Source organism: Streptomyces purpurogeneiscleroticus (assembly GCF_020024005.1).
Classification (GTDB): domain Bacteria; phylum Actinomycetota; class Actinomycetes; order Streptomycetales; family Streptomycetaceae; genus Streptomyces; species Streptomyces purpurogeneiscleroticus.
The window spans coordinates 1-12,381 of sequence record NZ_NHSG01000436.1; the positions used below are offsets into that span (position 1 = coordinate 1).

The following is a 12,381-nucleotide window of genomic DNA, read 5'->3' on the forward strand; positions in this document are numbered from 1 at the left end:
GGTACGCGGCCGCGCCGCGCACATCGCCCCCGACGCGCCCCGTGCGGTGGTCCGCTGGGACGGACAGCATTGGGAGCTGGTCGCGATCGTCGACAACCTTGCCGCCGCCCAGGACCTGATGCGCCCGGCCAAGCCCGGCCCGGAGCCCTGGTAAGCAGGCGGCCCGAAGCCTCCCTCGGCCCCGCCGCGGCCGCGTACCGTGAGCGCGAGACCCGCCTGGAGGACTCCATGAGTGCACAGCCCGAGCACGCGCCCGCCTCGCCGCCGGCCCCGGCGGCCGCCGCGCAGCTGCTCGCGCGGATCCGCGCCGACCGCCGCGCCGACCGCTGGGTGCCGGCCTTCGAGCGGGACTGAAGCAAGGCGTTGGAGGACTCCCGGCACAGCTACAGCCTGGCCTGCTGTACGACGTCGTCCGCGAGTGGCAGGTTCGCCTCGACGCCGCGCCGGCCGTGGACGCTTTCCTCGCCTCCGGCATGGACGACTCCGATGGCATCCCCTTTGAAGAGGACACCGGGTCCCGACGGTGAGCAACGCCTGGCCGGCCCGGCTCGCCCCCAAGGCCCAGGCCGAACGCGAGAGCCCGTCGGCGCGGGGGCGGACGGGCTGTACATACGCCAGGTGGCTTACGACAACTGGGTCGGAAAAGGCCGGGCTTGGCACATGTTCTGCCCTACCATGAGGGAGTGGGACGGTTGTGCCCCAGCCGGGGCGCTATCTGAAGTCCTGCGGTAGCCCGGGCGGGCGCTTTCGGCTGCACGGCTGGTAGTGGGCGTTCAGGAGATCGGGGCATGGAATGCACCCGGTAGAGGGAACGTGCTTATACCAGCCGCGTGGGTCGGGTCCCCGATGAGCGGGGTGCCATCGTCGGATACGGAGCTGGTGGCCGTGCTGGTGGCCATGCTGACAGCAGGGGGAGGGCTGGCCGAGGTATCCGAGCACTGCCAGCGTGTGGTGCCGGATATCGATGCCGTGGGGCTGACCGTAGCGATACATCCCACGGCCGGGGCCCGGCTGACGGTCAGCACGCACGGCTGGCTGGCCGAACCGGGCGAAGCCTTGCAGTTCGACTTGGGCGAGGGCCCTTGTATCGAGACGCATGTGGAGCGGCGGCCGGTACTGGTGGAGGACCTGGGGGCGGATGGGCCCGCGCAGCACTGGCCGGTGTTCGCCGGGCAGGCGTGGGAGGCAGGCATCCGGGCGGTGTTCACCTTCCCGGTGCTGCTACACGAACAGGTGGTGGCGGTGCTCTCGCTCTACCGCTCAGCCGCAGGAGCGCTGTCGATGACCGGGGAACGGATGGCGGCAGCCTACGCGGCAGCGGCAGCGGTGCTGTTGCTACACGACGCCCACACCCTGATCACCTCCGATCAGGGCGAGGAAGAGGTTGCACTCATCCCGCCGCCGCTCGCCGTGATCTCGCAGGCCGTCGGCTTCCTCGTCTCCCGCCTGGACCTGAATGCGGATCAGGCGCTGGCCCGGCTGCGTGCGCACGCCTTCGTCGAACAGCGCCCGCTGGCCGAGGTGGCCGACGACCTCCTCAAACGGCGGCTCCCCGTGGAGGAACTGCCATGATGTCCGGTTCCCCCGCGCCGGGCGAACCACGGCAGCAGGCACTGGTCGACGCTCTGCTGGCGTTGACCACAACCAGCGACACTCCGTTCGACTTGGATTCCCACGCCGCGTTGGTGCTGCGGCACGCCGCCTGCCTGGTGCCCCGCAGCGCTCTGAGTATGGAAATGCCCGACGCTGACGGGGATCTGGAGACCGTGGCAGCTTCCTCGGCCGCCGCCGCCTCCTTCGCGGCCCACGCAGCTCACGCCAGCGGCCCCAGCACCGCCGCATACACCAGCGGAGACGCAGTCTCCGTGACCGACCTGTCCGCTGCTGCCTCCGCCTGGCCCCAGCAGCGCTCGCCTGCCACCGATGCCGGCTTTCACGCCCTGTACGCCGCCCCGATGCGCAAGGGCCGCACCATCCGCGGTGTGCTGGTCTTCTACCGCAGCGACGCCAGCCCCTTCACCGCCACCGACCGCACCTACGCCCAGGCCCTGGCCGACACTGCCGCCATCGCACTGAGCACCCACCAGACCGTCGCCCACCAGAAGATCCTGGTCGACCAACTGCAACGTGCCTTCGACACCCGCCTGATCATCGAGCAGGCCAAGGGCTTCCTCGCCGGCCACCTGGACACGAATTCCGATACCGCCTTCACCATCCTGCGCAGCTACGCCCGCTCACACCGCGTCAGAATCCACGACCTCGCCCGGGAAATCATGCGCACCCGCACCTGGCCCCCCAAGGAGGAGTAGGCCCGCGCGCTGCGGGTGGTCGGGGGGACGGACACCCACCGTGCCGCGCACGCTGAAAGCTACCGGCTCACACGAAGCCAGCGACATACGTGGTGCTCCCAGGCCGACGTGCGCTGCACGAGCAGCGAGCTCGCTGACTGCGAGCGCACTGATCAGCTTGTTGGCTCGGGGCGCATGGCTGCTCGGCAGAAAGCGAGAGGGACATTACCGCTGTGACGGACAACTGACCTGCCGCCGGGCCAGTCAACAGAATCGGCGGAAAGAAACATGTACGAGGAAACCCAGTCGCGTTGCGCGCCCCTCCGGGGACGAACACCGCTAACGGAACGGTGCCCGCCCCCGCTGGCGCTGCGGGGTCTTGGCAGCACCAGGGGAGTGAGTAGCCGAGGCGAAGCGTACAAGCCCACTGTGCTGCGAACGGCGATTCGGCGATGCATTTTTTCGGCTATGAACTCGGAGTTCGACGCGGCTGGGACGCCTGCAAGGACCTGCGTCAGGGCGGTCTGGTGGAGTCGGTGGGCCGCGCCTCGCTCCTGGGGCCCGGTGGCCGGCCTGTGCGGGAGATGGGCGGCACAGCGCGGGAGACCGCGAAGGCCGGCGCCGCGCACGCCCTGGCAGTCACCGACACCATCGACGCGTTCCGGCAGTCGCCGCCGCTGCCCACGAAACCGGTCGCACGCCGCGGCGAGGACACGGACGAGCCCCGGCCGCTGCCGGCGCGCCCTCGAGGCATGGGGCACCTGCGAGGCCGGGAGACCGAGGTGGCCCTGCCGGTGTCGGGAACGTTCGCTTCCCCGGCTAAGAGCCTGCGCGCCGACGCGGTCCTCAGCGCGCCGCCCGCAGCGGCCGGTCCCCCGACGGCCGTGACCACCACACGCCCTCACCGCGGGTTAGCCCGGGCAAGCACAGTTCCATGTCCCGCACGTGCCGCGCCGGGAGTTCGCCGGTGATCAGCCATGCGGTACGGCCGCCTGTCGTCTCCCCGAACTCAGTTCCGTACGCGGCGAGCCGAGCCGTCACCGGCGCCAGCACGTCCAGGGGGAGTTCGACTTCGAAGGCGTGGTAGGGCTCGTACACCCGCGTGCCCGCCCTGTCCAGGGCCCGGAGCAGGACGTACGGCGTGAGCGCGCGGAAGTCGGCGGCCGTGCTGTGCTGCGAGGAGAAGCCGGACCGGACGAGCGTGACCCGGCAGTCGGTCACCGCCCGGCCGTGCGGGCCGGAGCGCAGCGTCGCGTGGACCGTGTCCTCGATGGCCTGGTGGTAGGCGCGGGGCAGGGCGCCGAGTTCGGTCTCGTACGCGAAGACCACGCCCGAACCGCGGGCGCCCGGCTCGACGCACAGGCCGATTGTGGCCATGTAGTGCGTCTGGTCGAGCCACGGCATCTCCTCATACGCCTCCCCGATGCCCGCCGGGCGCTCCAGGAACCGCACACGGCTCGGCTCGAAGTCCGCCTCGATACCGAAGTCCTCGGCGAGCATCGCCGCGATGACCTCCTTCTGCACCTCGCCGTACAGGAGCAGCGCGGTGGCGCCGGAGCCCGCGGGCCGGGCGTGCAGCAGCGGATCCTGATCGGCCAGGGCGAGCAGCGCCGACCGCAGGCGCGCCGCCTGCTCGGGGTGCCGTGCCCTCACCAGGGTCTCCAGGGTCGGCGCGGCGAACTGGGGCGCCCTGTCGGTGGCCTCCCCGAGCCGGTCGCCGACGCGGATGCCGGGGACACCGCGCAGCTCGGCGATGTTCCCCGCGGTGAGGGGCGACGCCCCCGGCCGCCCGACCACGGTGAGCTCCAGCGCCCGGCCCGCCACCTCCGTCGTGCGCCCGTCGGCCTCGCGCCGCAGGAAGGTCAACCGCTGCCGGTGCGTCACCTCGCCCTCGTGCAACCTGACATAGGCCCTCCGTTCGCCGCCGAGGCCGGACCGTACGGCGAATACGGTGCCCCGGGGAGCCGCCCCGGTGCCATGCCACTCGGGCGTGGGTGCAGGCAGGAAGCGGACGATGCCCTCGACGAGTTCGGCGACGCCCTGCCCGTCCAGCGCGCAGCCGAAGAACAGCGGATGCAGGGAGCCGTCGGCGGTGTGCGCGGCGAGCGCGGCCCGCAGGTCGTCCTCGGTCGGGGTGGGGCCGTCCACGAGCGCGGCGAGGATCCCGGTGTCGACCTCGGCGAGCGTGGTGGCCACTCCGGGTGCGGTGAGCGGACGCGGTACGACGCGGGCGTGCGGCGTGCCGATGTCCTCGACTCCCGTGAGCGGTACGACGTACGGGGTGAGCAGGCGCCGGACGTCGTCGAGCAGGCCCATCTGGCGGGCGCCCGCTCGGTCGATCTTGTTGACGAAGACGAGCGTGGGCAGGCCGAGCCGCCGCAGGGTCTTCAGCAGGACGCGCGTCCTGGCCTGGACGCCCTCCACGGCGGAGAGCAGCAGCACCGCGCCGTCGAGGACCTCCAGGGCACGCTCGACCTCGGCGACGAAGTCGGAGTGCCCGGGGGTGTCGATGAGGTTGATCTGGACGTCGCCGACGGTGAAGGCGGCGACGGCTGAGCGGATCGTGATGCCGCGCCGGCGCTCGATCTCCCCGTCGTCGGTGCGGGTGTTGCCGGCGTCGACACTGCCGAGCCGGTCGATCACGCCGCCGTCGAAGAGGAGCCGCTCGGTGAGGCTGGTCTTACCGGCGTCGACGTGGGCCAGAATGCCGATGTTCAGGGTGTGCATGCGTGGTCGAGTCCTCGAGAATCGTGAGCCAGTGGGGGCGCTGGGTCGTTCCGAGGAGTCGGCGCATTCGGGGTCTCCCGAGGTTCGGCGGTGTGAGTACGGCCATCATGGCGTGCCTTCGGGTTTGAGCAACCGAATTTCCAGGGTGGGCTCTCGATCCCGACGCGCCCCGCGCGGTGGTCCGCTGGGACGGACAGAGCTGGAAGCTGGTCGCGGTCGTCGCCGACCTCGCCGCCGCCCAGGACCTGATGCGCCCCGACAAGCCGGGCCCGGAGCCTTGGTAACGAAGGCGGAGAACATCTTCGTGGTCCCCGCCGCGGTCGCGTACCGTGACAGCGAGACCGCTTGGAGGAGCCGATGAGCGCCCAGCCCGAACACTCCGCAGACCCCAGGGTCCGCCCGCTCCCGCACAGATCGACGCCGTGGCCGGCGCCCTGGGCGGCGCCAAGCGCATGGCCTTCTACGCGGAGATCGGCCAGGCCGAGGAAGGCGAGACCTTGAACACCACGCTGCGGAAGTGGTGGATGGAAGCGATGTTCGATCAGCAGCCCGACCGCGAGCAGCGCCTGGCCGACACCGCCGCCGGCCGCGGCCTCGTTCCCCCGCCAGCCCCACTCGGCGGTGAGCAGTGAGCAGTCCCGCACGGGGCTGGAGCATCTCCCTCGCCCAGGACGCCGCCGGCGTCCTGGAGAGGATGCGCACCACCGGCCACACCGAGCTGCGCGAGTTCCGTGTCAGCGACATCCTCTGGCTCGGGTAACCAACCGCTCTGAACTGTCGATCGCAGCCGGAACCCCTCGACGATGACGCACGGCTCTGGCGGCATGCGAAGGGGGCTCTGCCGGTAGTTGAAGGTATCGGCGGGGTACTGCACCCCGGGGCCCGGGTCCCCGGACACCTCCCTGCAGTCCGCCTCCGCGAGCGCCCTTGCCGCGGCCGCCGCGTCGGGCCCCGGGGTCTGACGAAGTCGCAGCCACGGGCACCCTGGGTCAGGCCAGCAGACCGGGCAGCGTACCGTTCTTGGCGAGCCGCTCCAGTTCGTCCAGGGCCGCGACCGCCTGGCGAGCGGCCTCCGGGTCGCTCTCGGCGTGCCCGCTCGCCTCGAACTCGTCCTCGTCCAGCCGCAGTATCTCGTTGCCGTCCGCCGACACCCACAGGTCGAGTTCGAGGTCCTCGACGAGGATCTCCGCCGGCCCTTCGGCCGGCTGCCGGACCACTGAGGGGCGGGTGATGTCGCAGTACCAGCCCTTGAGTACCCCGGAGCCGTCCCGGACCTCCTTGACGGCGTACCAGCGGTCGCGCCAGTAGTGCTCGATGAACACGTCACCCGGCTCGAAGCGCACGAAACCGAAGTCCCGCACCCCTGGCGCCGCCCACGGCGCGGTCACAGAGATCTGCGAGCCGTCGTCGGCGAGTACGTCCGCCTGGTACCGAATCTTGACCCGACCAGCCTTGGTCAGCACCACGTCCATCAGTTGCCGCATCCCACTGCCCCAGTCCTCAGTCTCGCACGTGCCTCGCCCGTTGATCGTACTGAGAAACCGTCACGGCCCGTTAAGCCGCGCGTCCTTGGAGCCGGCTGCTGATAATCGAGCCGAGTAGAGTACCTATAACGGCAATGGCCGCGGCGGTGATCGTGACGTCCATGAATGCCCTCCCGCTAGTCACGAGGCCCTCGACGCAGCCGGCCCCGGCCACGGCCCGGCAAGCCTGCGGGCCACCCTCGTCCACCTAGGGATTCTCCCGCCTCGCAACGAGGCCATCGCCGGGCTGCAGCCCTGGCTTGAGCGCATCCTCGCCGAACGCCCCTCCCGCAGCCGACACACGCTGCGCGCCTACGCAGAATGGTCGGTCCTGCGCCAGCCCGACGCCGAGCGGCCCGAACCCGCTTCACCCCAGCCAGCGCAGCGCGGGTACGCCGCACCATCCGCTGCGCCACGGCCTTTCTCATCTGGCTGAGCAACCACGACCTCCGGCTGGCCGACCTCAAGCCGAGATCGACCGGTGGCTGTCCGAGCATCCGGGACGCCAACAGGTGCGGGACTTCCTGCGCTGGGCCCACCGCCGTCACCTGACCGGTGAACACGAGGTCCCGGACCGACCCAAAGATGATCCTCACCGCTGGTGGGACCAGGCGGACCATTGGGCACACCTGCAACGTTTCCTACGGGGTGAGGCGTTGCCGCTGGACGTCCGGGCGGCCGGCGCCGTGATGCTGCTGTACGGAATACCGATCACCCGCATCATGGAACTCACTGCCGCCGACCTGACCGACGCCAACGAGCCGTCTCTCATCCTCGGCGAGGACCCTGCCCTGCTACCGCCGGCCGTCTACCGCCTCCTGTGTCGGCAAGCAGACCAGGCCCAGCCCGACTCGGCCGTCGGCCGCACCACTGGCCGCACTTCTTGGATCTTCCCTGGCTATGCCGCAGGTACCCATGTCCGCCGCTACCCTCGCCCGCAAGCTCCGACGCCACGGCCTGCCGGCTCACCCGTGCCGGAACACCGCGCTCCTCGCGCTGGCGACTGACCTTCCTGCCTCCGTCCTTGGCGAGACGCTGGGCGTCAGCACTGCCTCCGCCTTCAGTGGTCCCGTCGGGCCACCCGCGACTGGAACGTCTACCTGAGTGCGCGGTCCGCGCACCATCAGCCCCCGTGAACGGGCGGGCTCGGGACGGTCACCAGATCAGGGCCGTAGGCGTCAAAGCTTACTCCAAAACGGAATTGCCAAACATTTCTTCGCAAAGAAGCCTTCGCGAAGGAGTCTTTGCAGTCTGTGGTCGCGGTACGGCTGACACGAGCGCGAGGCGCGATGGCCCGCAAGTCGAAGCGGGCGCGGTAGTTCTGGATGCCAAGGGACTGCGTGCCCTGGCGCACCCCGTGCGCGTGCAGTTGGTCGGGCTGCTGCGGAAGTCCGGTCCATCGACGGCCACCCGGCTGGCCGAGCGGCTGGGCGTGAACTCCGGCACAGCCAGCTACCACCTTCGCCAACTCGGCGCGCCAGGGTTTGTCGAGGAGGACACCGAGCGCGGTAACGCGCGAGAGCGCTGGTGGCGATCGGTGCACCACATGACGTACTTCAACGACCCGGGCTCGGCCGACCGGGAACCCGAGAGCACGCTGGCCTACCTGCAGTCGGTCGCCGCCACCTACACACTTCGCGCCCAGCAGGCGCTCAACGAGCTGCAGACGATGCCCCGCACCTGGCGGGACAACTTCGACATGAGCGACTGGGCTCTGCGGCTCACGCCTGAGGAGACGGCCGCCCTGCACCAGGAGTTGAGGGACGTCCGCGCGCTACCGGCCGGACACCCCGGAGACAGCGGTAAGTGCCCCTGAGGGAGCCGAGCGAGTCGGGGTCATCACACACGTTCTGCCCGAACTGGATGTGCCTGCTACTGCGGCGGACGCACCCAGCCCTCGAAAAGCGACAGGGACGCAGACGCCGTGACGGCGGATGTTTCTGGCGCGGTCGGCATATCCGGCAAGAGGTCCTTACAGCCGCTGGGCGGGGTGCTGGCGGCCATGGCCGTGTCGTTGACCGGCACTCGGGTCTCAGCCGTTGCCCTGGCCTGGTTCGTGCTCGTCACGACTGGTAGTGCAACCCAGACCGGACTCGTCGCCTTCTGCGAGATGACCCCCTACGTGGTGGCCAAGGCGTTGACCGGACCACTGGTGGACCGGATCGGCCCGCGTGCCGTTTCTTGGAGCACAGACCTGGCCAGCGCAACCGCCGCCGCCACAGTCCCCGTGTTGCATGCCCTGAACCTCCTGTCCTTTCCGCTCCTGCTTGCCCTGGTCGCGCTGATCGGCGCGGCTCGCGGCCCAGGCGATCTCGCAAAGGAAGTCATGGTCCGGCGGCAGCCGAGCGCGGCAGGGTGTCGCTGGAACGCGCCACCGGTCTGACCGGTGTGGTCGAGCGGCTCGCTGCACCGTCGGCCCGGCAGCCGGTGGCTCCCTGGTCGGTGCTGCTCGGCCCCCTCGCGGGACTTGCCGTCAACGCGGGTTGCTTCGCTCTCGGATCCGTGATCATCGCACTGGCACTGCCTCGCGGCATGGGGCACGCAGCCGAGGAAGCCACCTCGCAGACCGCGGCGGGGACGGGTTACTGGCGACGGTTCGGCGAGGGCTTCACCTTCCTGCGCGGCGAGCCGTTGCTGCTCACCGTCATCGCCATGGTTGGGATCACCAACCTGCTTGACGCGGCGTTCGGAGCGGTGCTCATGCCGGTCTGGGCCAGAGAGTCCGGCAACGGGCCGACCGCCATCGGTCTAATGGGCAGCACATTGGGAGCCGCGGCGGTCGCTGGAAGCCTCGTCGCCGCGACGGTCGCGCACCGGCTTCCGCGCCGGGCGGTGTACTTCGCCGGATTCCTGCTGGCCGGGGCACCCAGATTCCTGGTCCTCGCCTTCGATGCACCGATGGCGGCGGTGCTGGCCGTCTTCACGGTCAGTGGATTCGGTGCCGGCTTCCTCAACCCGTTGCTGGGGGCCGTAATTTTCGAGCGGATTCCGCGCCGGATGTTGGGTCAGGTCAATGCTCTGGGTGACTCGCTGGCCTGGGCCGGTATCCCTCTGGGTGGCCTGGTCGCCGGGGCGGCGGCGGCCCCCTTCGGACTTGTCCCGGTGCTGCTTGCCGGCGCGGCCGCGTACTTCCTCACCACGAACCTGACGGGGTCGCGGCGGGAATGGCGAGAGATGGACCGCATGGATGGGTGTCGCATCCGCGAGCGGCGACCTCAGCAAGGCACTGAGTCCTCCGGTGATCCCTACGGACAAAGCCGAAGCCGCAAGAGCCGCAGATGCATCTCCTGAAGGGGAGAACATTGACCGCACAGTATGACGGTGTCGCCGGCCGCATGGCTGAAGTCGAGCGGGTGATCGGCCCGTACCGAGACAACGTCGAGATTCCGACCGTACTGGAAGCCATTGGCAGTCTCGCAGGCACCGCAGTGCTGGATGCCGGATGCGGAACAGGCATCTACACCCGGCTCCTGCATCAGCAGGGAGCAGCCCAGACGCTCGGAGTGGATTCAAGCCCGGCGATGGTGGCCGCCGCCCAAGAAACGGAGAAACGCGACCCGCTCGGCATCAAATACAAGACGGCCGACCTCATCCATCTGGAGCCGCGGGGCGTCTTCGGCCTCGTGACCGCGATCAGCGTCCTGCATTACGCCGACACCAAACACGCCTTGCACCGCATGTGTCATCGCTTGTTCGCTCACCTCAGGCCCGGTGGACGCCTGGTCGCCGTTGTTAGGCAACACCGACCTGCCCACCGGCGTCGTCCGCGATGCTTTGTCCGTCGACCGGCCCAAACCCGTCCGTGACGGCGACAAATGCACCCTGAACATCCACACCACACCACCGGTCTGCCTGGCAGTACGGTGTTGGAGCCGGATCGCATACGAGCAGGCCCTGCGCACCGGCGGTTTCATCGACGTGACCTTCACTCCGATCGGGCCGTGCAACAGGGCAGGAGGCGATGAGCCGGTCAATCTCCGCCTGTGCGCGCGGCGGCCGCTGATGCAGCAGAGCTCCTGTAGAAGGAGACAGCCCACCACCAGAGGGGCTGACACGGGAAACTAGCCGACCAGCATCTCCAAGTCAGTCACCGCCCTCTCCATCCCGGGAAGGGCCAGCATCGCCAGGCGGCCGCGGTGTGCGGTGGCCGCCACGCCGCGGTCATTCAGCAACTCGCTGAGCACGGCTGCCATCCCTTCAGGTGTACGGTCGGTCACCTCCCGGCCAAGGCCGATTTCCTGCACCCGTCGGGCATTGGGCAGCTGGTCGGAAAACTGTGGCAGCACGGCCATCGGTGTGGTGGTTCGCAGCGCTTCGCGGATGCTGTTGAAGCCGCCATGGGTCAAGAACAGCTCGGCTGCCTCCAGCAGCAGCGGCTGTGCCAGCCGCTCGACCAGGTGAACGTGCGGAGGCCATGGCACACCGTCGACGGGCAGTCCGCCGGTGGCCACGATCACGTTGCAGCCCTCCAGCAGGGCTGCGGCCCGCACCATCGTGTTCAGCTCCGTGGCCGGGTCCGGGCCGCCACGGATCACTGGACGTGCGTTTTCAGTCGCCTTCATGTGCCTGTGCAACCTCGGCAAAGTCATGCCGAGGGCGGCGAACACGAGGGGCCGCTCGGCCGGCAGCTCAGCCACCCAGCGCGGCAGCGCAGCGCAACGCTCCACGGCCGCGGGCTGCTGGTAGGCCAGCGAGGGCGGCAAATGCAATGCGAAGGAGAATTCCGGAGGCACATAGTCCACCCGCGCCCGTACGGCGCAAAGGACAACGGATCCTCGCGCACCGACAAACCCACCCCCTCGCGTACAGCATTCAGTTCGGGCAGGTGCGAACCGGGGTCGAGGATGTTGCTCCGTCCGGAAGGGGTAGGAAGGTGCGGAACGCCGAGACGCTCGGCGACCAGACAGGCGCTCAGGTCCATCCCGTCCCGCAGAACCATGTGCGGGCGCAGCTCCTGCACGACGGGCAACACGGCCTTGTACAGGTGCCGTGCCATCGGCCCCGAGATCGCCCGCATCATCAGGTCGCCCACCTCCTCCATGGTGTACGCACCCGTGGCGAGTTCCGGCGCGGAGTCCATGAAGGTGACTGGAAAGCAGTCCGGCATGCAGCTGATGACATCCAGGCCCTCACCCTGGAAGACAGCGGCGACAGAGGGCATCGTGACGACGTGGACCTTGTGCCCAGCCGCTGCCAAGGCACGCAACAACGGCAGCTGACCGCGCCCGTGAGAAGGGCCGCAGACAGCGGTACACAGAACTCGCATCTACGGGTCATCTCCTTGACCAGGAAACCGCGCTGACGGGTTCGTCCCAGCCTGTCGTGACACCAACGCGATGTAGGCAGCAGCACACCTTTGACCCGCAGCGCCAGCAGATAACCACCACCTACCACCACGCCGTCACGGCACTGACCTCACCGGCGCCTTTCCGGAGCTGGTCGCCGCGGCCGCCGCGCTGCCGTACGGCGTCGTCCTGGACGGCGGACTGGTCATCTGGGCCGACGGGCGCCTCGCCTTCGAACATCTCACCCACCGTCTGAACCGCCGCCAGGCCACCGCCGTGCGCCTGGCCGAGCAGCAGGGGTTTTGGTGTGGCCTTTCGGGGTGGAGGGGTGGCTCGCCTTGCGGGGCCGCGTGTCGGACCGTTTCCGGTCCCGGATTGCGGGAGGATGCCTCTTTCGCCCGTTGGCGGACGCGCGTGCCGGTCGGAGGATCCTTGGCGTATGTGCAGGGAGGCCGGGCGTAGGCGAAGTGGGCGCACAGAGAGTGCTCGTAGGAGATGCGGGTGCATGGAGAGCGGTGGTTTGGCGGGTGCGCTGAGGGGCCGGTGGTCATCGTGAGG

General features: G+C 69.5%; 11 protein-coding genes and 3 pseudogenes. 10 read left to right on the forward strand and 4 right to left on the reverse strand.

Annotated elements, in window-relative coordinates:
- The 4 genes from CCS38_RS35805 to CCS38_RS32350 all read left to right on the forward strand — a co-directional run.
- The coding region (locus CCS38_RS35805) for a DUF6087 family protein (RefSeq protein ID WP_372457183.1) at positions 1-154 on the forward strand (154 nt) is incomplete at its 5' end.
- Between the two features lie 74 nt (positions 155-228).
- Positions 229-354, forward strand: coding sequence for a hypothetical protein (locus CCS38_RS35605; protein ID WP_308050905.1), 126 nt, complete (start codon positions 229-231; stop codon positions 352-354).
- Positions 355-879: 525 nt separating this feature from the next.
- Positions 880-1,572, forward strand: coding sequence for a GAF and ANTAR domain-containing protein (locus tag CCS38_RS32345; protein WP_223736884.1), 693 nt, complete (start codon positions 880-882; stop codon positions 1,570-1,572).
- The gene (locus tag CCS38_RS32350; protein ID WP_223736885.1) at positions 1,572-2,309 is read left to right on the forward strand and encodes a GAF and ANTAR domain-containing protein; all 738 of its coding nucleotides are present in this window, start codon (positions 1,572-1,574) and stop codon (positions 2,307-2,309) included. Before CCS38_RS32345 ends, CCS38_RS32350 begins: the two co-directional genes overlap by 1 nt.
- Positions 2,310-3,134: 825 nt before the next feature.
- On the opposite strand, the gene otr(A) is transcribed toward CCS38_RS32350, so the two are convergent.
- Complete coding sequence (otr(A), locus tag CCS38_RS32355) at positions 3,135-5,015, reverse strand: tetracycline resistance ribosomal protection protein Otr(A) (RefSeq protein ID WP_223736886.1); 1,881 nt, start codon at positions 5,013-5,015, stop codon at positions 3,135-3,137.
- Between the two features lie 161 nt (positions 5,016-5,176).
- On the opposite strand from otr(A), the pseudogene CCS38_RS32360 reads away from it, so the two are divergent.
- The 3 genes and pseudogenes from CCS38_RS32360 to CCS38_RS35425 form a co-directional block, all read left to right on the forward strand.
- Positions 5,177-5,299 (forward strand): annotated as a pseudogene (locus CCS38_RS32360) (DUF6087 family protein); the annotation flags it as partial.
- Between the two features lie 138 nt (positions 5,300-5,437).
- Complete coding sequence (locus CCS38_RS32365) at positions 5,438-5,647, forward strand: hypothetical protein (protein WP_223736888.1); 210 nt, start codon at positions 5,438-5,440, stop codon at positions 5,645-5,647.
- Entirely contained in the window at positions 5,644-5,775 is a 132-nt protein-coding gene (locus CCS38_RS35425; protein ID WP_263302828.1) for a hypothetical protein, read from the forward strand. Before CCS38_RS32365 ends, CCS38_RS35425 begins: the two co-directional genes overlap by 4 nt.
- Positions 5,776-6,004: 229 nt before the next feature.
- Here CCS38_RS35425 and CCS38_RS32370 read toward each other — a convergent pair whose 3' ends face one another.
- Positions 6,005-6,499, reverse strand: a complete 495-nt coding sequence (locus CCS38_RS32370; RefSeq protein ID WP_223736889.1) for a ribonuclease FAU-1 family protein — start codon at positions 6,497-6,499, stop codon at positions 6,005-6,007.
- 1,360 nt (positions 6,500-7,859) lie between these two features.
- On the opposite strand from CCS38_RS32370, the pseudogene CCS38_RS32375 reads away from it, so the two are divergent.
- The 3 genes and pseudogenes from CCS38_RS32375 to CCS38_RS32385 all read left to right on the forward strand — a co-directional run bounded on the left by CCS38_RS32375 (position 7,860) and on the right by CCS38_RS32385 (position 10,344).
- Positions 7,860-8,466: pseudogene (locus CCS38_RS32375) on the forward strand (ArsR/SmtB family transcription factor).
- A pseudogene (locus CCS38_RS32380) lies at positions 8,463-9,829 on the forward strand (MFS transporter). Before CCS38_RS32375 ends, CCS38_RS32380 begins: the two co-directional pseudogenes overlap by 4 nt.
- Before the next feature lie 11 nt (positions 9,830-9,840).
- A complete protein-coding gene (locus CCS38_RS32385) occupies positions 9,841-10,344 on the forward strand; it encodes a class I SAM-dependent methyltransferase (RefSeq protein ID WP_223736890.1) in 504 nt (167 codons plus the stop codon).
- Positions 10,345-10,599: 255 nt separating this feature from the next.
- Here CCS38_RS32385 and CCS38_RS35610 read toward each other — a convergent pair whose 3' ends face one another.
- Positions 10,600-11,271: a glycosyltransferase gene (locus CCS38_RS35610; protein WP_223736891.1), complete on the reverse strand. Its 672-nt coding sequence runs from the start codon at positions 11,269-11,271 to the stop codon at positions 10,600-10,602.
- A 654-nt stretch (positions 11,272-11,925) separates the two neighbouring features.
- Complete coding sequence (locus CCS38_RS32395; RefSeq protein WP_223736892.1) at positions 11,926-12,063, reverse strand: hypothetical protein; 138 nt, start codon at positions 12,061-12,063, stop codon at positions 11,926-11,928.
- Positions 12,064-12,381 lie beyond the last annotated feature (318 nt).

Bases quoted from the DNA above. Each gene is read 5' to 3' on its own strand.
- CCS38_RS32370 (WP_223736889.1), bottom strand. From the start codon at position 6,499: ATGCGGCAACTGATGGACGTGGTGCTGACCAAGGCTGGTCGGGTCAAG.
- CCS38_RS32395 (WP_223736892.1), bottom strand. From the start codon at position 12,063: ATGTTCGAAGGCGAGGCGCCCGTCGGCCCAGATGACCAGTCCGCCGTC.
- CCS38_RS32350 (WP_223736885.1), top strand. From the start codon at position 1,572: ATGTCCGGTTCCCCCGCGCCGGGCGAACCACGGCAGCAGGCACTGGTC.
- CCS38_RS35605 (WP_308050905.1), top strand. From the start codon at position 229: ATGAGTGCACAGCCCGAGCACGCGCCCGCCTCGCCGCCGGCCCCGGCG.